Genomic DNA, 20,423 nt, shown 5'->3' on the forward strand with positions numbered 1-20,423 from the left:
CCCGAATGAACTTCACAGACATCTTCATCCGCCGGCCGGTGCTGGCGATGGTGGTGAGCCTGCTGATCGTGGTCCTGGGGCTTCGCGCGCTGGCCGGCCTGCCGGTCAACCAGTACCCGAAGACCGAGAACGGCGTGGTCACCATCACCACCGCCTACTACGGCGCGGACGCGGCCACGGTCGCGGGCTTCATCACGCAGCCTCTGGAGGCCGCGGTGTCGCAGGCGCAGGGCATCGACTACCTGTCGTCGTCGAGCAGCCTGGGCGTGTCGACCATCACCGCCACGCTGCGGCTGAACTACGACTCCAACCGCGCGCTGACCGAGATCAACACACAGGTGAACTCGGTGCGCAACCAGCTGCCGCCGCAGGCGCAGCAGCCGGTGCTGACGGTGGCTACCGGCCAGACCACCGACGCGATGTACATCGGCTTCTACAGCGACACGCTGCCCAACAACAACGTCACCGACTTCCTGGTGCGCGTGGTGCAGCCCAAGCTCAACGCCATTCCGGGCGTGCAGACCGCCGAGATCCTCGGCGCGCGCACCTTCGCGCTGCGGGCATGGCTCGATGCGCAGAAGATGGCCGCCTACGGCGTGACCGCCACCGACGTGAGCGCGGCGCTGGCCGCCAACAACTACCTCGCGGCCGTCGGCCAGAGCAAGGGCCAGATGGTCAGCGTGCCGCTCACGGCCGGCACCTCGCTGCACAGCGTGGACGAGTTCAAGCAGCTTTCGGTGAAGAGCGCCAACGGCGCCATCGTGCGGCTGCAGGACGTGGCCAACGTGACGCTGGGCTCCGAGAACTACGACTTCAACGTGGCCTTCAACGGCGTGCGCTCGGTCTTCATCGGCATCAAGGTCGCGCCCGAGGCCAACATCCTCGAGGTGGCCAAGCAGGTGCGTACGGTGTTCCCCGACATCCAGGCACAGCTGCCCACGGGGCTGACCGGCAAGATCGTCTACGACTCGACCGACTTCATCAACACCTCGATCAGCGAAGTGATCAAGACGCTGGTGGAGGCGCTGGTCATCGTGACGGTGGTGATCTATCTCTTCCTGGGAAGCCTGCGCGCGGTGGTGGTGCCGCTGATCGCGATGCCGCTGTCGCTGATCGGCACCTTCTTCATCATGCTGGCGCTGGGCTACTCGATCAACCTGCTCACGCTGCTGGCGCTGGTGCTCGCCATCGGCCTGGTGGTGGACGACGCGATCATCGTGGTGGAGAACGTCGACCGGCACATGCGCGAGGGCAAGTCGCCCATGCAGGCCTCGCTGCTCGCGGCGCGCGAACTGGGCGGCCCCATCCTGGCGATGACGGTGGTGCTGGTGGCGGTGTACGTGCCCATCGGCTTCCAGGGCGGGCTGACCGGCTCGCTCTTCACCGAGTTCGCCTTCACGCTCGCGGGCTCGGTGGTGGTGTCGGGCATCGTGGCGCTGACGCTGTCGCCCATGATGTGTTCGCGCTTCTTCAAGCCCGAGCAGGACACCGGCAAGTTCGCAATGAAGATCGAGCACGTCTTCGAGCGCGTGCATCACCGCTACCAGCTGATATTGCGCGGCGTGCTCAAGACCTGGCCGGTGATGATCGTCATGGGCGCCATCCTGGTGGCGCTGCTGTTCGTGATGTTCAAGATGTCGAAGTCGGAGCTCGCGCCCGAGGAAGACCAGGGCATCGTGCTGTCGCAGGTGGTGGGCGCGCCCACGGCCACCATCAACCAGATGCAGACGTACGCCGACCAGATCTTCAAGGTCGCGCACGACACGCCCGAGTACGCGCAGCTCTTCCAGCTGACCGGCGTGCCCAGCACCAACGCGGGCATCGCGGGCGTGCTGCTCAAGCCCTGGGACGAGCGCACGCGCAGCGCGCACGACATCCAGACCGATCTGCAGAAGCGCTGGAACGGCATTGCCGGCGCGAAGGTGGTGGCCTTCCAGTTCCCTGCGCTACCGGGTGCATCGGGCCTGCCGGTGCAGTTCGTCATCAAGACCACCGAGCCCTTCGAGAATTTGAACGCCCTCGCCCAGCAGATCATGGACAAGGCGCGCGCCGACGGAAAGTTCTACTACATCGACGCCGACCTGAAGATCGACCTGCCGCAGGCCTCCGTGGTGGTCGACCGCGACAAGATCGCCTCGCTGGGCATCACGCAACAGGACGTCGGCAACGCCATGGGCGCTGCGCTGGGCGGCGCGTACGTCAACTACTTCTCGATCTCGGGCCGCTCGTACAAGGTGATCCCGCAGGTGCAGCAGGTCGACCGGCTGAATCCCTCGGACGTGCTGAACTTCTACATCAAGACGCCCAACGGCGTGGTGCCGGCCAGCACGGTGGCGAGCCTGAAGTACAGCGTGCAGCCCGAGACGGTGAACCACTTCCAGCAACTCAATTCCGTGACCATCCAGGGCGTGCCCAGCGGCACGCAGGGCGAGACGCTGGAGTACCTGCGCGGCCTGGTCCAGCAGATGGCGCCCAGCGGCTACACGGTGGACTACTCCGGCCAGTCGCGCCAGTTCGTGCAGGAGTCGGGCAACTTCGCCATCACCTTCGTCTTCGCGCTGATCATCGTGTTCCTGGCGCTGGCGGCGCAGTTCGAGAGCTTCCGCGATCCGGTGGTGATCCTGGTGTCGGTGCCGCTCGCCCTCTTCGGCGCGATGATCTTCATCTTCTGGGGCTTCGCCTCGATGAACATCTACACCCAGGTGGGCCTGGTGACGCTGATGGGCCTCATCAGCAAGCACGGCATCCTGATCGTCGAAGTGGCCAACCGCCTGCAGAAGCAGGGCCTGAGCAAGCTCGACGCCATCGTGGAAGCCGCCGGCACCCGCCTGCGCCCCATCCTGATGACGACCGCCGCCATGGTCTTCGGCGTGCTGCCGCTGGTCATCGCCTCCGGCGCCGGCGCCGCGGGCCGCAAGGCGATGGGCATCGTGATCTTCAGCGGGCTGTCCATCGGCACGCTGTTCACGCTCTTCGTGGTGCCGGCGATGTACCTGTTCATCGCGGCGCGGCATGAGAAAGACGCGGAAGACGAAAAGGAAAGCACCGCCGGCACGAACGCGCCGACGCTGCCGGGCAGCGTGGCACCGGAAGCCTGAGCGCAGCGCCGATCCGATCGGCAGTAAGAGCCCACGGTACTGAGGACCGTGGGCTTTTCTACGTCAATCGCAGCGGTAGAAGACCTCGCCTCCGGAAACCCGCTTGACCGCGTCTTCCGCGCCCGGGTTGGCCAGGAAGCGCATCGGTGCGCCGAAATTGCGACAGTAGTTCTCGGCATCCTGCGCAGTCGGCGACTTGAAGACGCCGTTGCCCAGCGGCGTGTAGCGCGGAGCCTCGCGGGTGACACAGCCGGCTACCAATGCCGCAGAAAGAACGATGGCGGAGAAAGAAATGAAGGTACGCATCGGAAAAGGTCGGAGGCGCCAGCCAGAGCCGCCGGGGTGAGGAAAGACGGGCGACTGTAGCCGCTTCGAGAACGCTCCCCCGCCAGAGGACGGCCGGAACAGCCTGCTCGCTGCGTCACCAACGCGTTGCCCTTCGACAAGCCTTGTCGGTGCGGGACCACACGGCTGTGCGCCGTGTGTCCTCATGGCGCGCTACACGCCCGCGCTTACCTTAAGGACTTCTTTTCACCGATCTGGAGTTCAACGACATGACGACGACGACCGACCTGGGCAAGCTCTGGGACCTCATCAAGGACACCCGCTTCGGCATGCTGACCCACCGCCATGGCGACGGCCAACTGCACAGCCATCCGCTGACCACGCAGAACAGGGACGGCGACGACGTGCGCACGCTTTACTTCTTCGTGCCGAAGAACGGAGACATCGCGCGTCACGTCGCCAGCGACCCGGTGGTGAACATCGCGTATGCCAACACCGACGACGACAGCTACGTGTCGGTGTCGGGCCACGCCACGCTGCTTGAGAACCAAGCAAAGAAGGAAGCACTCTTCAACAAGATGGCGCAGGCCTGGTTCCCCAATGGCCCGACCGATCCCAACCTCGGCCTGCTCGCAGTGGCGGTGGTCGATGCCGAGTACTGGGACGTGGACGACAGCAAGATGGTGCAGCTCTACAAGATGGCGAAGGCCGCCATCACGGGCGAGCCGCCGAAGGACCTTGGCGAGCACAAGAAGGTTGCGATCTGAGCGCAGGGCCGTTGGTGGTCGCGCAGGCGGCAGCATCAGCGATCACAATGGCCGACGCACTCGGCAAAAAAAAGAGCGCTCGACCAGTATGGTGAGCGCTCCAGGGTGTTGGTAGGACGTACTGGATTCGAACCAGTGACCAACGGATTAAAAGTCCGCTGCTCTACCAACTGAGCTAACGTCCCGAACCATTTTTCTGTTCTTCGCCGAAGTGATATCCGGCAAAGCCAAAGATTATAGCGTGTGCTTTGACGCTATTTTGTCCAGAACCCAACCTGCTGCGCACTGGCCGAAAGTCGCGGTCACGCTGACCACCGATCCGTACCCATGGCAGTTGAGCGTGCCGTCACCGCTCTCGATGGCGCACGAGGCATCGGGAGGCGCCACGCTCTCGCGGCTGAACACGCAGGCGACACCGATCTTGCGGCCTTCGCGCGGAGCGCCATGCTCCTTGCGCAGGCGCTGGCGCAGCTGGGCCAGCAGCGGGTCGTGCGTGACGAGCGACAGGTCTTCGATGTCGACCTTGTGCGCCTGCCGCTTGCCGCCAGCAGCGCCCACCATGATGAACGTGGCGCGCGACGCCCGAGCCCATGCGGCCATCGCCACCTTGGCCTTCACCTGGTCGCAGGCATCGATGACGGCCGTTGCCGGCCCGTTCACAGCCTGGGCCGCGTCGAGCAGCGAGAGCCAGTTGCCGGGCTCGACGAAATCGTCGATGGCCTGGACCTTGCACTCGGAGTTGATCTGCGCGATGCGCTCGCGCATGGCCTCGACCTTGGCCTGACCCACCGTTGCATCGAGCGCATGGATCTGGCGGTTGATGTTCGACTCCGACACGTGGTCGAGGTCGATCATGGTCAGCCGCCCCACCCCGCTGCGCGCCAGCGCCTCGACGGCCCAGGAGCCGACACCGCCGATGCCGACCACCAGCACGTGGGCATCGCGGATTTGTGCGGCACCGGCCACGCCGTACAGCCGCTCGAGGCCGCCGAAGCGGCGCGCAAAGTCAGGCGCCGCGGTGTCGGTGACGACATCCGCGGCGGCTGTGGGAGGAGTGAGAGACGCAGTGGCGATGATGGCGCTCAAGCGGAGTGCTCCGCCCTCATCAGCGCAGGCGCGAGAGACGTTCACGACCGGCCTGCGCGGCTTCGGACTGCGGGTAGGCCTTGGTCAGGTCTTCCAGCGTGCGGCGCGCAGCGCGCGTGTCCTTCAGCTCGATCTGGCAGTTCGCGATCGACAGCACGGCCTCGGGGGCCTTGGCGTGGTCGGGCGCGAGCGAGAGCATGGAGCGGAAGTTCGCGATGGCCTCGTTGTAGTTGCGCGTGGCGTACTGCGCATTGCCCAGCCAGAACAGCGCAGAGGCGTTGTAGCCGCTTTGCGGGTAGCGCTTGACGAATTCGGCGAACGCGGTCTGCGCCTGCGCGAACTGGCCCGAGCGGAACACGCCGAGGGCAGCCTCGAAGTCGGCCTTTTCCTTGGGGTCGGCAGTGAACTCGCGGCCGTCCACCGACACCTTCGAAGGCTCGCTCTGGCGGAGCTTGTCGTCGATGGTGGTCTGGCGCGACTGCATTTCGCTCAGCGTGCGCGTGAGCTGCTCGTTCTGCCCCGTCATGCGGGCCAGGTCGCCGCGCATCTGCTCGATCTGGTTCTGCAGGTCGAGCAGGCTGCGACGCAACTGGCCGTTTTCGTCGGTCAGCCGCTGGTCGGTCTGCTGGCGCATGGCCTCGACGCGCTGGCGCAGGTCGAGGATGGCGCGGCGTGCCTCGTCATCCTCGAACAGCGCAGCCTGCGAGGCCGCCGAGACGCAAAGCAAGGCCGCGGCCAGTGCCGAGCCTCGCAGGAGGGCGCGTGGCATCACCGGGTGTAGCGGATTTCGGCGCGGCGGTTCTGCGCCCAGACTTCCTCACCCGAGCCGGTGACCGCAGGCTTTTCCTTGCCGAAGCTCACGGCTTCGATCTGGTTGTCGTTCACGCCCAGCAGGGTCAGCGCGCGACGCACGGCTTCGGAACGCTTCTGGCCCAGCGCCAGGTTGTACTCGCGGCCGCCGCGCTCGTCGGTGTGGCCTTCGATGGAGATGCGGCGCTGCGGGTTGGCCTTCAGGAAGCGGGCATGGCCGTCGATCAGCGACTGGAACTCGGGCTTGACCGTGTAGCTGTCGTAGTCGAAGTAGACGATGCGCTCGACGCCCACCGGACCTTGAGCGGTGCCCGCGGTCGGGTCGATGGTGACAGGTGCCACGGTGCTGGCGCCTTGCTGGCCGCCAGCCGTGCCGGACCGGTCGGTCACCGGCGTTTCGTTGAGCTTGGTGCCCGACGAGCAACCGGCGATGAGAGCCACGATGGCCAGCGAATAGAGCGAACGTTTCAACATTTTTTCAAACTCCTCAAAGAAACCTTGGTCATTGCTTTTGGAACGGACCCCAGTCCGGTTCACGGATGTCTCCCGCCTGCCCCGCCAGTCGTGCCTTTATTTTTCCATCGAGCGTGGTCGTCATGAGGGCCTCGCGGCCCTGCAACTGGGTTGCATAGACGATCAGCTTGCTGTTCGGAGCAAAACTCGGACTTTCGTCCGCGGAGGTGTCGGTGATCGCGCTGACGTTGCCGGTTGCCAACTCCATCACATGGAGTTTGAAGGCGCCGCCCACTCGCGAGATGTAGGCCAACCACCGGCCGTCGCCGCTGACGGACGGAGAGATGTTGTAGGTGCCGCTGAAGGTCACGCGCGTCGGGCTTCCGCCGCCGGCGCTCATCTTGTAGATCTGCGGGGCGCCGCCGCGGTCGCTCACGAAATAGATCGTGCTGCCGTCGGCCGAGTACACCGGCTCGGTGTCGATGCTGGAGCTTTGAGTGAGCCGGCGCGGCTCGCCGCCGTTGGCCGGAATGGAGAAGAGCTGCGAGCCGCCGTCGCGGCTGAGCGTGACCGCCAGCGAGTTGCCGTCGGGCGCCCAGGCCGGGGCGCTGTTCGAGCCCTTGAAGTTGGCGAGCAGGCGGCGCTGGCCGGAGGCCACGTTGTGCACGTACACGACCGGCTTGCGCGACTCGAAGGAAACGTACGCGAGCTGCTGACCATTGGAAGACCAGCAGGGCGAGATGATCGGCTCGGGGCTGGCGAGCGCAGCCTGCGCGTTCTCGCCGTCGGCATCGGCCACCCACAGCGAATAGCGGCTGCCTGCCTTGGTGACGTAGGCGATGCGCGTCGAGAAGATGCCCTTTTCGCCGGTCAGCTTCTCGTAGACGTAGTCGGCAATGCGGTGCGATGCGAGGCGCAGGTCGCCCTGGGGAACGGTGTAGCTCTGCCCGCCCAGGTCCTGTCCCTTGACCACGTCCCAGAGGCGGAAACGCACGTCGAAGCGGCCATCGGCCAGGCGAGTGACGCTGCCGGCGACCAGCGAATCGGCAGTGCGCTGGCGCCAGAGGGAAAGGTCGGGACGCGAGGCTTCGTCGAGGGCCTGGCCCGAGGCATCGACGCCCCGGAACTGGCCGCTTCGTTCCAGGTCGGCCTGGATGATGTCGGAGATCTTCTGTGGGGAGGCCTCTTGCCCCTTGAATGGAACGAGCGCGATCGGCAGCTGCGTGAGCCCCACGCCCGAAACCTCGACCCGGAACTGGGCGAGTGCAGGAATCATGGGGGAGGCCGCGAGAGCCGCAATGAGGGTGCGGCGTGCAAATAGCGATGAAGAAGGAGTTGGAATTTGGGCTGACAACGGCTTGTTCATGCGGTTCGGAGAGGTTTCCGGGTGAAAAAGTTCTCCCCGGCTTCAACAGGCGAGATGTTACACACTGCCCAGAGGCTGCCGTCACAAAACGTTTATCCGTCGATCCGGTCCTACACAGGGGGCGGCTGCGCGCCTGCAAAGGCCCGACCCGTAGAATCCGCCGCCATGCAAGCATCCCCCGGCGCCGAGATCGCGCGCCCTCCCCTGATGCGCCGCCTGGCGCGACTCATGACATGGTTTGGCGGCTCCCGTCAATGGTGGGCACTCGGACTGATCGGGGCGCTGCTGGCTGCAGTCACCGAGCCGCTGATGGCGGCCCTGCTGAAGCCGCTGCTCGACCGCGGCTTCACGCGCGGCCAGATGCCGCTTTGGTTCGTGCCTGCCGCAGTGCTGCTGCTCTTTGCGGTGCGGGGCATCGCCCAGTTCATCTCGCAGTACGCGCTCTCGCGCATCGCCAACGAAGGCATGCAGAAGCTGCGGCGGGTGCTGTTCGAGCGGCTGCTCGGCGCCGAGCTCGCGCTGTTCGCCCGCCAGTCGGCCAGCGCCCTTTCGAACACGGTCGTCTATGAAGTGCAGACCGGCGCGATGCTGCTGGTGCAGGCGCTGCTCGGCCTCACACGCGACGGCTTCACGCTGGTCGCGCTGCTGGGCTACCTGATCTACCTGAACTGGAAGCTCACGCTCATCGTCGCTTTCCTGGTGCCGAGCATCTCGTGGATCATGAAGGTGTTCTCCAAGCGGCTCTACCGCCTGACCCAGCAGGGCCAGCAGGCCACCGACGAGCTGGCCTACGTGGTCGAAGAGAACGTGCTGGCCCACCGCGTGGTGCGCCTGCACGGCGCCGAAGACGCCCAAGGCCGCCGCTTCGAGCAGCTGAGCCAGCGCCTGAACCGCCTGGCCGTGAAATCGACCATCGCGCAGGCCGCCACCACGCCGCTCACGCAGATGATGGCCTCGCTGGCGCTCTCGGTGGTGGTCATGATCGCGCTCTGGCAAAGCGGCAAGCAGGGCTTCACGGTGGGCGGCTTCGTGGCGTACATCACGGCCATGCTGATGCTGATCGCGCCGATCCGCCGCCTGGCCGAAGTGGCCGGGCCCGTCACGCGCGGCCTCGCCGCGCTGGAGCGCGGGCTGATCCTCATCGACGAAGTGGCTCCCGAATCGCAGGGCAGCTTCACCCTCGAACATGCGCAGGGTCGCATCGAGCTGCGCAACGTGAAGGTCAGCTATCGGGGCGACGACGAGCTTCGCGCACTCGACGGTGTGAGCCTGACCATCGAGCCCGGCCAGGTGGTCGCATTCGTCGGGCCCTCGGGCTCGGGCAAGACCACGCTGGTCAACCTGCTGCCGCGCTTCGTTCAGCCCAGCAGCGGCCAGGTGCTGCTCGACGGCCACGACACGAGCGAGTGGCAGCTCAAGAGCCTGCGCGCCCAGTTCGCGATGGTCAGCCAGGACGTGGTGATGCTCAACGACTCGCTGGCCGCCAACGTGGCGCTGGGTTCCGAGATCGATCGCGAGCGCGTGCAGCAATGCGTGGACGCGGCCAACCTGAGCTCGCACGTCGAGAACCTGCCCCAGGGCATCGACACCGTGCTGGGCCACAACGCGACGCAGCTCTCGGGCGGCCAGCGGCAGCGCCTCGCCATTGCCCGCGCGCTCTACAAGAACGCGCCGATCCTGCTGCTGGACGAGGCCACCTCCGCGCTCGACACCGAATCCGAACGGCTGGTGCAGGACGCCCTCCAGCGCCTGATGCAGAACCGCACCACGCTGATCGTGGCCCACCGCCTCTCGACCATCCAGCACGCTGACCGGATCATCGTGATGGAACAGGGCCGCATCGCCGAGCAGGGCAGCCACGAGCAGCTCATGGCGCTCGATGGCCTCTACGCGCGGCTGCAGACGCTGGCCGTACGCACCGCCCCGCCGGGACAGGACCCGACGCTTTGACCGACCGGTGCTGCCTCAGAGCAGCACGATGTCGTACTGCCCCTGCCCGATCGCCGGCTCCGACTGCAGCGATATCGGCTTGCCGATGAAGTCGCTCAGGCCCGCAAGGTGCTGGCTCTCCTCGTCGAGGAAGAGTTCGATCACCTGCGGCGACGAGACGATGCGGAACTCGCGCGGCGTGAACTGGCGCGCCTCACGCAGGATCTCGCGCATCACGTCGTAGGCCACGCTGCGTGCGGTCTTCACGATGCCCTGCCCGCCGCAGGCGATGCAGGGCTCGCACAGCATGTGCGCCAGCGATTCGCGCGTGCGCTTGCGCGTCATCTCCACCAGTCCGAGCTGCGAGAAGCCGCCGGCGGTGGTCTTCACGCGGTCGCGCGCAAGCTGCTTGCGGAACTCGGCCAGCACCTGCTCGCGGTGGTCGTCGCGGCCCATGTCGATGAAGTCGACGATGATGATCCCGCCCAGGTTGCGCAGCCGCAGCTGCCGGGCGATGGCCTGCGCCGCTTCGAGGTTGGTCTTGAAGATGGTGTCGTCGAAGTTGCGCGCGCCGACGAAGCCGCCGGTGTTCACGTCCACCGTGGTCAGCGCCTCGGTCTGGTCGACCACGAGGTAGCCGCCCGACTTCAGGTCGACCCGCCGGCCCAGTGCCTTCGCGATTTCCTCGTCGACCGAATACAGGTCGAAGATCGGCCGCTCGCCCTTGTAGTGCTGGAGCTTTCCCGCGGCCTTGGGCATGTACTCGAGGCCGAACTTCAGCAGCAGCTCGAACTGCTCGCGCGAGTCGATGCGGATGGTCTGCGTTTCCTCGCCGGTCATGTCGCGCAGCACGCGCTGCAGCAGGCTCAGGTCCTGGTGCAGCAGCGACATCGGCGGCATGCGCATCGAGGCGTCGCGGATGCGCGACCAGGTCTTGCGCAGGTAGGCGATGTCTTCCGCGAGCTCCGCGTCGCTGGAGTCTTCGCCGTTGGTGCGCAGGATGAAGCCGCCCGTGTTGGCCGGCACCACGCCGCCGCTGTCAGCCGCCGCGGCGGCCTCGATGAGCGCGAGCATCCGGTTGCGCAGCGATTCGCGCTGGTCAGAGGGGATCTTCTGCGACACGCCGATGTGGTTGTCCTGCGGAAGGAACACCAGCAGCCGACCGGCGATGCTGATCTGCGTGGAAAGCCGCGCACCCTTGGTGCCGATCGGGTCCTTGATGACCTGCACCAGCAGCGACTGTCCCTCGAACACCTGCTTCTCGATGGGCACCATCGGCCCGCCGTTGCGGTGGTCGCGCTCGGGTGCCGGCGCGCTGGGGCGCGAACCCGGCGTGAACGGCGCCACGATGTCGGCCACGTGCAGGAAGGCGGTGCGCTCCAGCCCGATGTCGATGAAGGCCGACTGCATGCCCGGCAGCACGCGCGACACCTTGCCCAGGTAGATGTTGCCGACCAGCCCGCGTTCCAGCGTGCGTTCGACGTGCAGCTCCTGCACCGCGCCGTGCTCGATCAGCGCCACGCGGGTCTCCTGCGGAGACCAGTTGATGAGAATGTCCTGGCTCATAGGCTCGCCCCCCAGGCTGCGCACACTTCGTGTCGCTTCGCCCCTCCCCCTGCCGGGGCGCCCCCCCCGCCGGCCCAAAAAAGCCGTTTCCGCGGCGGCCCTGAAAAAGAATGCGGTCTTGAGTGTCATGGCGTGTTCACTTGAGCATCCCCGCCTGCCGCAGGAGTTGTGCGGTCTCGAACATGGGGAGGCCCATGATGCCCGAATAGGAGCCGCTGATGTGCTCGACGAACGCCGCCGCTGCCCCCTGGATGGCGTACGCGCCGGCCTTGCCCAGCGGCTCGCCGCTTTCCGCATAGCGGGCGATCTGCTGCTTCGTGATCTCGGCGAAGCGCACCCGCGACACGCTGAGTGCGGCGTGGCTCTTCTTGCCGTGGTGCAGCGCCACCGCGGTCAGCACGCGGTGGGTGGTGCCCGAGAGCATCCGCAGCATGCGCGCGGCGTCCTTTTCGTCTTCCGGCTTGCCGAGGATGGTCCGGCCGAGGGCTACCGTGGTGTCGGCGCAGAGCACCGGCGCCTCGGGCAGGCCGCGCCTGCGCATCCGGGCGACGGCGGCGTCGAGCTTCAGGCCGGTGACGCGCTGCACATAGGTGGCCGGAGCCTCGTTGGGCAGCACGGCTTCGAGCGATTCGGCATCCTCGTCGGCATCGGCCAGCAGCAATTCATGGCGAACGCCGAGCTGGCCGAGCAACTGGGCCCGGCGCGGGCTCTGCGAGGCGAGGTAGATGAAATCCGGCAAGGTTCAGGTCTCCCGTGGACTCGGCGGATCGCCGGCCACCATGTGGTTCCAGGCCAGCCCATGCGGCAGGCCCGGAGGTCCGAAAAGAAAGTGAAGGACGCGGCGGCGTGCCGGCGACTTCGCCCGCGACGAGGCATGCAGCAGCAAGGGACGCATCAGCAGCGCGTCACCCCGCGCCGCCGTACAGACGGTATCGCCATGGGCGGCGCGCAGGGCCTGCGCTTCATCGGGGTCGAGCCGGCCCGCACGGTGGCTGCCCGGCACGACGCGCAGCGGGCCGGCGTCGGCACCGCAGTCGTCCAGGTGCACGCGTACGGCGAGAAGCGATTGCAGCACGTCGATCGGCGGCTGCACATAGGGCTCGCCTTCCTTGATGACGGCGGGCATGCCGTCGGCCGAAGCCGCGATGGACGTGTCCTGATGCAGCGCGACCAGCCAGTTCCTTTCGGGCGTCTTGTCGAAGAGCGTGCATTGGACGGCCACCGACGACGCATCGAGCAGGCCCTTGCGGCATAGCCGCGCCTTCAGCTGGATGGCCATTTCGCGGCACGGCGGATGAGCCAGCAGATTGCGACTGCCCGCCGCCTGCCCCAGCCATTGATCGAGCGACTTCGCCGCAGCATCGAGCATCGCGGGCGGCAACGGCGCCGGCACCAGCAGGTGGCCTCGTCCCTCGAGCAATGCGACCTGCCCGTCGGCGTTCGTCATTCGCGGTGGTAAGGATGGCCCGCGTTGACCGACCACGCCCGATACAGCTGCTCGACCAGCAACACGCGCGCCATCGCGTGCGGCAGTGTAAGGTCGGACAGCCGGATGCGCTCGTGGGCCGCAGCCTTGAAGGCCGGGTCCAGCCCGTCGGGCCCGCCGACGACCAGGGCGACGTCGTCACCCTCGCCCTGCCAGGCCTGCAGCCGCGCCGCGAGCGCCTTTGTGGTCAGCGCCGTGCCGCGCTCGTCGAGCACCACGATGCGCATGCCGCGTGCAATGGCGCCCTCGATGCGCTCGCGTTCGGCGGCATAGAGGGTTTCGAGCGTCTTGGAGCCGCGCGGCTCGGTCTTGACCGCGCGCAGCTCGAGCTTGAGTTCGGGCGGAAAGCGCTTGGCGTAGTCGTCCCAGGCAGTCTGAGCCCAATCGGGCATGCGCTGCCCGACGGCGACCACCAGCAGCTTCATGCGCGGCGGGCTGGCGCCTTCCTGGCAGCCGTCGTCTTCTTGGCCGCAGGCTTCTTGGCCGCAGGCTTGCCCACGACCTTGACCGGCACGCGCGCGGTGGTGGTCTTCCTGGCGGGTGCCTTCTTGGCGGCGGTCTTCTTGGCCGGCGCCTTCGCAGCCTTGGCTTCCTGCTCGGCCGCGCGGATCGCGGTCTTGGCGGCACTGGAGCGGCGCAGCGTCGGCTCCTTGGCGGGCTTCTTCTCCTCGGCACCGGCCTTGGCGCCCGTGGCTGCCGCCGGCTTGGTGCCGCCGAGCTTGGCACGCACAGGCTTGTCGCCCCAGATCTCTTCGAGGTGGTAGTACTGGCGGATGGCGGGCTGCATGATGTGCGCGACGGCCGAACCGCAGTCCACGATGATCCACTCGCCGTTGTCCTCACCCTCCACGCGCGGCTTGGCGAAACCGGCTTCGCGCACCGCATCGCGCACGCTCGCGGCCAGCGCCTTGGTCTGGCGGTTGGAAGTGCCCGAGGCGACGATCACACGCTCGAACAGCGGCGAGAGATGCTCGGTGTCGAATACCTGGATGTCCTGCGCCTTGACGTCTTCGAGGCCATCGATGATGGCTCGCTGGAGTTTCTGGATATTTTTCTTTGCGGCGGCTTCAGTGGTCATCAGGCAGAGCGGTAGAGGTGGTGTTGGTCAATATAGCGTGCAACCGTGGGCGGAACCAGCGAGGAAATGTCCACGCCGAGCGCCGAGCGCCGCCGGATCTCGGTGGCGCTGATGTCCATGGGAGGCAATTCGAGCGCTTCGAAACGCGCGCCAGCCGGAAGGCCGGGCAATGTTTTCGGATCAAAACGGGCAGGGTTACCCGTCGATAGTGCGCGATACGCTACAGAAACAGTAGCAATGCCGAGTATATCCTGCCAGCCGTGCCAGGTCGGAAGCGCGGCCGCCTGGTCCGCGCCCATGATCAGCACCAGCTGCGCACCGGGCTGCTCGCTCTGCAGTTCATGCAGGGTGTCGAGCGTGTAGGTGGGGCCGTCGCGCAGCACCTCGCGGCTGTCGACCACAACCGTGCCCCGCAGTTCGCCGAAGGCCAGCCGGGTCATGGCGAGCCGGTCTTCCTTGGGTGTCAGCTCGCGGCTCTTGTGCCAGGCCTGGCCGGTGGGAATCACGTGCAGTTCATCGAGATGGAGCTGCGCCAGCGCGGCCTCTGCCAGCGCCACGTGGGCGTTGTGCGGCGGATCGAATGCGCCGCCGAAGACGCCGATACGCCGTGCCTTCATTGCTCGCACGCGAGAGATCGGCAGCAGCTTCGCGAAACCCGGAGCACCGGTATCGCGCGCTGCAAGGCGGGCCTTGGGGTCATATCCAGTCTCGTCGGACGATGAAGTCGCTGTAGAGCGCGGCTTCGGGACTGCCCGGCGCGGGCTGCTGCTGGTAGGACCAGCTCGCCAGCGGCGGCATCGACAGAAGGATCGATTCCGTGCGCCCGCCCGACTGCAGGCCGAAGTGCGTGCCGCGGTCCCAAACGAGGTTGAATTCCACATACCGCCCGCGCCGGTAGAGCTGGAAGTTGCGCTCGCGCTCGGTGTACGGCGTGCCGCGGCGGCGCTCGACGATCGGCAGGTAGGCCTGCAGGAAGCCGTCGCCCACCGAGCGGATCATCGCGAAGCCGTTCTCGAAGCCGCCTTCGGAGAAATCGTCGAAGAAGATGCCGCCGACGCCGCGCTGCTCGCCGCGGTGCTTGAGGAAGAAATACTCGTCGCACCAGGTCTTGAAGCGTGGGTACTTGTCATCGCCGAATGCGGCGAGCGAATCGCGGCACACGGTGTGGAAGTGCACCGCGTCTTCCTCGAAGCCGTAGCAGGGCGTGAGGTCCATGCCGCCGCCGAACCAGCAGACCGGCTCCCGGCCTTCGGGAAGAGCGGCGAGCATGCGCACGTTCATGTGGACGATCGGCACGTACGGATTGCGCGGATGGAACACCAGCGACACACCCATCGCCTCGAAAGGCGCACCCGCCAGCTCAGGACGGTTCTGCGTGGCCGAAGGCGGCAGTTTCGGGCCGCGCACCTGCGAGAAGCCGCAACCCGCACGCTCGAAGAGCTCGCCGCCTTCGAGGATGCAGGTCAGGCCGCTGCCCTGCAACGGCTCGTCGGGCGCCTTCTGCCAGGCATCGCGCACGCAGGTGCCGCCGTCGGCCCTTTCGACCGCAGCGACGATCGACTGCTGCAGCCCGCGCAGGTACTCGCCGACTGCCGCCGGGTTGGTTTGCTGCATCAGGAGCCGTGGGGGTTGCGCGCATGAACCGCGCGGAACCCGATGTCCTTGCGGTATTGCGCCCCATCGAACTTGACGCGCGCGGCAACCTCGTAGGCCCGCTGCTGCGCCTGCTTCACGCTGTCGGCGAGGACCGTCACGCACAGCACGCGGCCGCCGCTGGTCTTGAGCTCGCCGTTGTCGAGCGTGGTGCCGGCGTGGAACACCACGGCGTCGGGCGCTTCGGCCGGAATGCCGGTGATGCGGTCTCCCTTGCGCGGCGAAAGCGGGTAGCCGTGCGCAGCCATGACCACGCCCAGCGCCACCCGGCGGTCCCACTGCAGCTCGACCTGGTCGAGCGTGCCGTCGGTGGCGTGCCAGAAGACCTCGAACAGGTCGGACTTGAGCCGCATCATGATCGGCTGCGTCTCGGGGTCGCCCATGCGGCAGTTGAACTCGAGCGTCTTCGGATGGCCGGCAGCGTCGATCATGAGGCCGGCGTACAGGAAGCCGGTGTACGGGATGCCGTCCTTCTCCATGCCGCGGATGGTCGGCAGGATGATCTCGCGCATGGCGCGCGCATGCACCTCGGCCGTGACCACCGGCGCGGGCGAATACGCACCCATGCCGCCGGTGTTGGGGCCTTCGTCGTTGTCGAGCAGGCGCTTGTGGTCCTGGCTGGTGGCCAGCGCGGTCACGTTCTTGCCGTCGCACAGCACGATGAAGCTGGCTTCCTCGCCCTGCAGGAACTCCTCGATGACGACGCGCGCACCGCCTTCGTTGTGCGAGACGCCGAACTTGTTGTCGACCAGCATGAAGTCGACCGCCTCGTGCGCTTCCTGCGCCGTCATGGCGACCACCACGCCCTTGCCGGCTGCCAGGCCGTCGGCCTTGACGACGATGGGAGCGCCCTTGGCGTCGATGTAGGCATGCGCGGCTGCGGCGTCGGTGAAGGCCTCGTACTCCGCCGTGGGGATCTTGTGGCGCTTCATGAAGGCCTTCGAGAAGGCCTTCGAGCTTTCGAGCTGCGCGGCAGCCTGCGTGGGGCCGAAGATGCGAAGCCCGTGCGCGCGAAACTCGTCGACGACGCCTGCTGCCAGCGGGGCCTCGGGGCCGACCACGGTCAGCGCGATCTTTTCCTTCAGGGCCCACTCGCGCAGCGCGGCGGGCTCGGTGATGTCGATGCAGTCGTAGCGCTCGTCGCTCGCGGTGCCGCCGTTGCCCGGCGCCACGTACACGCGGCTCACCCGGGAGGCCTGCGCCAGGCGCCATGCGAGAGCGTGTTCGCGGCCCCCTCCCCCAATTACCAGTACCTTCATTCGCGGGCCTTCATTTCTCGCTGTGATTCAACAAACATGCATCGGGCGCTCGTGTTCACTCGGACAGCGAGGCGTTGTGATAGACGTCCTGCACGTCGTCCAGGTCTTCGAGCACGTCGAGCAGCTTCTGCATTCTTGCGGCGTCCTCGCCGGTGACCTCGATCGTGTTCTCGGCGCGCATGGTGACTTCGGCAGCGTCGGGCTTCAGGCCGGCGGCTTCGAGCGCGTTCTTCACGGCCTCGAAGTCGGCCACGGAGGTGATCACCTCGATGGCGCCGTCGTCGTCGGTGACGACGTCTTCCGCGCCTGCCTCGAGCGCCACTTCCATTACCTTGTCCTCGCTCGTGCCCGGCGCGAAGATGATCTGGCCGCAGTGCTTGAACTGGAAGGCCACCGAGCCTTCGGTGCCCATGTTGCCGCCGTGCTTGGAGAACGCGTGGCGAACTTCGGCCACGGTGCGCACCCGGTTGTCGGTCATGGTGTCGACGATGATCGCCGCGCCGCCGATGCCGTACCCTTCGTAACGAATCTCTTCGTAATTGACGCCTTCGAGGTTGCCGGTGGCCTTGTCGATGTTGCGCTTGATGGTGTCGATGGGCAGGTTGACCGCCTTGGCCTTTTCAACCGCCAGCCGCAGCCGGGGATTGCCGCTCAGGTCGGCGCCGCCGGCGCGGGCGGCCACCGTGATTTCTCTGATGGCGCGGGTCCAGAGCTTGCCCCGCTTCTCGTCCTGGCGGCCCTTGCGGTGCTGAATGTTCGCCCATTTGCTGTGTCCGGCCATGGCTTTCTATCTCGCTGTCCTGTGTTTCTGTGTCAATCCGAGCAGCCCCGAGTTTACTGTCCGGCGCACACAACGCCGGCTCCGCCCCCCGGAATTCGGGCCGGGGCTTTTGGTGATAATTGTTTAATGACGCCATCGCCTTCCGTCGGGCCCGGGAATCCCGACAACCCGTCGCAGCACGCCCCCTTGCCGCAGCGCCACGAGCCTCATCTGCGCGTCGAGCGCATGTCGCTGGCAGCCAGCCTGGCGCTCGCGGACGACGGCGAGGCCCCTTTCGCAGCCCTCGGCTACGGCACGCCCCACGGCGTGGCCTGGATGCCCACGGTCAATGCGCGCGTGCTCTCGGACGGCAGCGCGATGGCCGACGTGTGGCACGCCAGCGGCGCGCAGATCGAGTCGGGCACCACCGGCATCGCGCGCTGGCGCACGGACGGGCACTGGCTGCTCGGCGCCATCGATCTCGACGAATCCGCCGAGAAGCAGGGCCTGGCCGAACTCGCGCACCGCGCCTATCGCGACCTGTTCAAGACGCTCGACCAGGCCGGCACGCCGCACCTTCAGCGCATCTGGAACTACCTGCCGCAGATCAACGCCGACGGCGGCGGCCTGGAGCGCTACCGCCAGTTCAACCTGGGCCGGCAGGAAGCCTTCCTCGAAGCCGGACGCGCCGCCTTCGAGGGCGCACCGGCCGCCTGCGCGCTGGGCATCCACCAGGGCGCGCTCTCGATCCGCTTCCTGGCCGGGCAGCGCGCGCCGCTGCCGGTCGAGAATCCGCGGCAGGTCTCGGCCTACCGCTATCCCGAAACCTACGGTCCGCGTTCGCCGACCTTCTCGCGCGCCGCGCTGGCCGACATCGGCGGCGGCAGCATCGCCCTCTTCATTTCGGGCACCGCCAGCATCGTGGGACACGAGACCGTGCACCACGGCGACGTGCAGGAGCAGACGCGAGAAACGCTGCGCAACCTGCAGGCAGTGGTCGAGGCGGCCAACGTGCGCTGCAGCGCGAAGTTCTCTCTCTCAGCGCTCGATTCGGTGGTCTACGTGCGGCATCCGTCGGACACCGCCAGGGTGCGCGCCATCATCGAGGAAACGCTGGGTTCCGACGCGCCGATGGCCCGCCACGCCGTGTACCTCGAGGCGGACATCTGCCGCAGCGACCTGCTGGTCGAGATCGAGGCCCATGCCGTCGCCGCGGGGCAGTTGCGGGCCTGACCGGCTTTCGCCCGGCCGTTCCGCTCGATTGACCGATCAATGACCCGCGTGCTGAGATTTCTCGCATCGATCCCGCTCGCGCTGATGCTCTATGCGCTGCTGCTGTTCCTCGGCGTGATCTCGCTGGTCTGGAACATCTTCGCGATGCTCATCCATCCGGTGATGCCGGCGGCCCCCGCGCGCGCCCTGGGCCGCATGACCATCGCCTTCGCCTACCGCATGTTCTGGTGGCTGGCCTCGGTGACCGGCATGATGCGCATCGACGCCACCTGCCTCGACCCGATGAGCAAGGAGCCCGGCGTGATCTTCGTGGCCAATCACCCGACCATGCTCGACGCCCTGCTGCTGGTGGCGCGGCTGCCGCGCAGCGCCTGCATCATGAAGGCCGACCTGATGGGCAACATCTTCCTGGGCGCCGGCGCCCGGCTGGCGCGCTACATCAGCAACAAGTCGGCGCGCACGATGGTGCGCCTGGCGGTGAACGACCTGCGCAACGGCGGGCAGCTGGTGATCTTCCCCGAGGGCACGCGCACGGTGACGCCGCCGCTCAACCCCTTCCGCCCCGGCACCACGCTGATCGCCAAGCTGGCGCAGGCGCCCATTCAAACGGTCTTCATCGACACCGACTCGCCCTACCTCGCCAAGGGCTGGCCGCTGTGGCGCGTGCCGCCGCTGCCCATCGTCTTCACGCTGCGCCTGGGCAAGCGCTTCGCGCCCACGCAGGACAGTGACGTGCTGCAGGCCGAACTCGAACAATACTTCCGACAAAACATGGAGCAGCGCGCCACCGACGCGTCCCCCGAATGCCAGACGCCTCGCGCACACACCTTGTCCTGATCCCCAGCTACAACACCGGCGAGCGGCTGTTCTCCACGGTCGCCGCCGCACGCGCGCAGTGGAACCCGGTGTGGGTGGTGATCGACGGCAGCGACGACGGCACCGGTGAGCGCCTGCAGCAGATGGCCGAGAGCGACCCGGGCCTGCGCGTGTGGGTTCTGACGCAGAACCAGGGCAAGGGCTCCGCCGTGCTGCACGGCCTGCGCGCCGCCAAGGAGGCGGGCTTCACCCACGCGCTCACGATGGACTCCGACGGCCAGCACCCGGCCGACCTGATTCCCGCCTTCATGCAGGCCTCGCTGCGGCGCCCCGAGACCATGGTGCTCGGCCGCCCGGTGTTCGATGCCAGCGCACCGATGCTGCGTGTGCGCGGGCGGCGCGTGTCGAACGGCTGGACGCAGCTCGAGACCCTGTTCGCGGGCGTCGGCGATTCGCTCTACGGCTTTCGCGTGTACCCGGTGGCCGACCTGATCGCGGTGATGGAGCGCCAGCCCTGGATGCGCCGCTTCGACTTCGATACCGAGGCTGTCGTACGGCTGGCATGGCGCGGCGTGAAGCCCGTCAACATCGACGCGCCCGTGAAGTACCTGACGGCCGAGGAAGGCGGCGTCTCGCATTTCCGCTACGGCCGCGACAACGTGCTGCTGACCTGGATGCACGCGCGGCTGATGGTCGAGTTCGTGCTGCGCCTGCCTTTGCTTCTGTTCCGCAAGCTGGCGAAGAAGCCGCCGTTCCAGGACTGATGGATGTCCTGTTC

General features: G+C 67.0%; 20 protein-coding genes and 1 tRNA gene. 6 read left to right on the forward strand and 15 right to left on the reverse strand.

Annotated features, from left to right (window positions below):
* Positions 1–5: 5 nt before the first annotated feature.
* On the forward strand, positions 6–3,098 hold the full coding sequence (locus G369_RS0104830) for an efflux RND transporter permease subunit (protein ID WP_019652852.1): 3,093 nt from the start codon (positions 6–8) through the stop codon (positions 3,096–3,098).
* A gap of 63 nt (positions 3,099–3,161) precedes the next feature.
* Here the strand turns inward: G369_RS0104830 and G369_RS0104835 are convergent, their stop codons facing one another.
* Positions 3,162–3,404: a hypothetical protein gene (locus G369_RS0104835; RefSeq protein ID WP_020722955.1), complete on the reverse strand. Its 243-nt coding sequence runs from the start codon at positions 3,402–3,404 to the stop codon at positions 3,162–3,164.
* 248 nt (positions 3,405–3,652) lie between these two features.
* On the opposite strand from G369_RS0104835, the gene G369_RS0104840 reads away from it, so the two are divergent.
* Positions 3,653–4,150, forward strand: coding sequence for a pyridoxamine 5'-phosphate oxidase family protein (locus G369_RS0104840; protein WP_019652854.1), 498 nt, complete (start codon positions 3,653–3,655; stop codon positions 4,148–4,150).
* A 109-nt stretch (positions 4,151–4,259) separates the two neighbouring features.
* Here G369_RS0104840 and G369_RS0104845 read toward each other — a convergent pair.
* The 5 genes from G369_RS0104845 to tolB form a co-directional block, all read right to left on the reverse strand.
* Positions 4,260–4,335, reverse strand: a tRNA-Lys gene (locus G369_RS0104845).
* 49 nt (positions 4,336–4,384) lie between these two features.
* Positions 4,385–5,236, reverse strand: coding sequence for a tRNA threonylcarbamoyladenosine dehydratase (locus G369_RS0104850; RefSeq protein ID WP_019652855.1), 852 nt, complete (start codon positions 5,234–5,236; stop codon positions 4,385–4,387).
* A 19-nt stretch (positions 5,237–5,255) separates the two neighbouring features.
* Positions 5,256–6,005, reverse strand: a complete 750-nt coding sequence (gene ybgF / locus G369_RS0104855; RefSeq protein WP_019652856.1) for a tol-pal system protein YbgF — start codon at positions 6,003–6,005, stop codon at positions 5,256–5,258.
* The gene (pal, locus tag G369_RS0104860) at positions 6,005–6,520 is read right to left on the reverse strand and encodes a peptidoglycan-associated lipoprotein Pal (protein WP_019652857.1); all 516 of its coding nucleotides are present in this window, start codon (positions 6,518–6,520) and stop codon (positions 6,005–6,007) included. The genes ybgF and pal overlap by 1 nt, the downstream gene beginning before the upstream one ends.
* 28 nt (positions 6,521–6,548) lie before the next feature.
* The gene (gene tolB, locus G369_RS0104865; RefSeq protein ID WP_080647796.1) at positions 6,549–7,865 is read right to left on the reverse strand and encodes a Tol-Pal system beta propeller repeat protein TolB; all 1,317 of its coding nucleotides are present in this window, start codon (positions 7,863–7,865) and stop codon (positions 6,549–6,551) included.
* Positions 7,866–8,030: 165 nt separating this feature from the next.
* On the opposite strand from tolB, the gene msbA reads away from it, so the two are divergent.
* Positions 8,031–9,815 (forward strand): lipid A export permease/ATP-binding protein MsbA, encoded by a 1,785-nt coding sequence (gene msbA / locus G369_RS0104870; protein ID WP_019652859.1) that lies wholly within the window; start codon positions 8,031–8,033, stop codon positions 9,813–9,815.
* A gap of 15 nt (positions 9,816–9,830) precedes the next feature.
* On the opposite strand, the gene rng is transcribed toward msbA, so the two are convergent.
* From rng to G369_RS0104915, 9 genes are all read right to left on the reverse strand, one after another.
* Positions 9,831–11,360, reverse strand: coding sequence for a ribonuclease G (gene rng, locus G369_RS0104875; protein ID WP_019652860.1), 1,530 nt, complete (start codon positions 11,358–11,360; stop codon positions 9,831–9,833).
* Between the two features lie 136 nt (positions 11,361–11,496).
* The gene (locus tag G369_RS0104880) at positions 11,497–12,099 is read right to left on the reverse strand and encodes a Maf family protein (protein WP_019652861.1); all 603 of its coding nucleotides are present in this window, start codon (positions 12,097–12,099) and stop codon (positions 11,497–11,499) included.
* Positions 12,100–12,102: 3 nt separating this feature from the next.
* Positions 12,103–12,807 carry a phytanoyl-CoA dioxygenase family protein gene (locus tag G369_RS35440; protein WP_019652862.1) on the reverse strand — a complete coding sequence of 235 codons (705 nt, stop codon included), beginning with the start codon at positions 12,805–12,807 and terminating at the stop codon, positions 12,103–12,105.
* On the reverse strand, positions 12,804–13,271 hold the full coding sequence (gene rlmH / locus G369_RS0104890) for a 23S rRNA (pseudouridine(1915)-N(3))-methyltransferase RlmH (protein ID WP_019652863.1): 468 nt from the start codon (positions 13,269–13,271) through the stop codon (positions 12,804–12,806). Before rlmH ends, G369_RS35440 begins: the two co-directional genes overlap by 4 nt.
* Positions 13,268–13,924, reverse strand: coding sequence for a ribosome silencing factor (gene rsfS / locus G369_RS0104895; protein WP_019652864.1), 657 nt, complete (start codon positions 13,922–13,924; stop codon positions 13,268–13,270). Before rsfS ends, rlmH begins: the two co-directional genes overlap by 4 nt.
* A complete protein-coding gene (gene nadD, locus G369_RS0104900; protein WP_019652865.1) occupies positions 13,924–14,541 on the reverse strand; it encodes a nicotinate (nicotinamide) nucleotide adenylyltransferase in 618 nt (205 codons plus the stop codon). The genes rsfS and nadD overlap by 1 nt, the downstream gene beginning before the upstream one ends.
* Before the next feature lie 79 nt (positions 14,542–14,620).
* Positions 14,621–15,538 carry an oxygen-dependent coproporphyrinogen oxidase gene (hemF, locus tag G369_RS0104905; RefSeq protein WP_019652866.1) on the reverse strand — a complete coding sequence of 306 codons (918 nt, stop codon included), beginning with the start codon at positions 15,536–15,538 and terminating at the stop codon, positions 14,621–14,623.
* Positions 15,538–16,836 carry a phosphoribosylamine--glycine ligase gene (purD, locus tag G369_RS0104910; protein ID WP_019652867.1) on the reverse strand — a complete coding sequence of 433 codons (1,299 nt, stop codon included), beginning with the start codon at positions 16,834–16,836 and terminating at the stop codon, positions 15,538–15,540. Before purD ends, hemF begins: the two co-directional genes overlap by 1 nt.
* Positions 16,837–16,891: 55 nt before the next feature.
* The gene (locus tag G369_RS0104915; protein ID WP_019652868.1) at positions 16,892–17,617 is read right to left on the reverse strand and encodes a YebC/PmpR family DNA-binding transcriptional regulator; all 726 of its coding nucleotides are present in this window, start codon (positions 17,615–17,617) and stop codon (positions 16,892–16,894) included.
* A gap of 225 nt (positions 17,618–17,842) precedes the next feature.
* Here G369_RS0104915 and G369_RS0104920 point away from each other — a divergent pair, with 225 nt between their 5' ends.
* From G369_RS0104920 to G369_RS0104930, 3 genes are read left to right on the forward strand one after another with little or no spacing between them, the layout of a single operon-like run.
* A complete protein-coding gene (locus G369_RS0104920; protein ID WP_208604384.1) occupies positions 17,843–18,829 on the forward strand; it encodes a chorismate transformation FkbO/Hyg5 family protein in 987 nt (328 codons plus the stop codon).
* Positions 18,830–18,868: 39 nt separating this feature from the next.
* Positions 18,869–19,666, forward strand: a complete 798-nt coding sequence (locus G369_RS0104925) for a lysophospholipid acyltransferase family protein (RefSeq protein ID WP_019652870.1) — start codon at positions 18,869–18,871, stop codon at positions 19,664–19,666.
* Positions 19,633–20,409: a glycosyltransferase family 2 protein gene (locus G369_RS0104930; protein WP_019652871.1), complete on the forward strand. Its 777-nt coding sequence runs from the start codon at positions 19,633–19,635 to the stop codon at positions 20,407–20,409. Before G369_RS0104925 ends, G369_RS0104930 begins: the two co-directional genes overlap by 34 nt.
* Positions 20,410–20,423 lie beyond the last annotated feature (14 nt).

It is taken from the genome of Variovorax atrisoli 110B, from assembly GCF_000382045.1.
Lineage (GTDB): Bacteria > Pseudomonadota > Gammaproteobacteria > Burkholderiales > Burkholderiaceae_C > Variovorax > Variovorax atrisoli.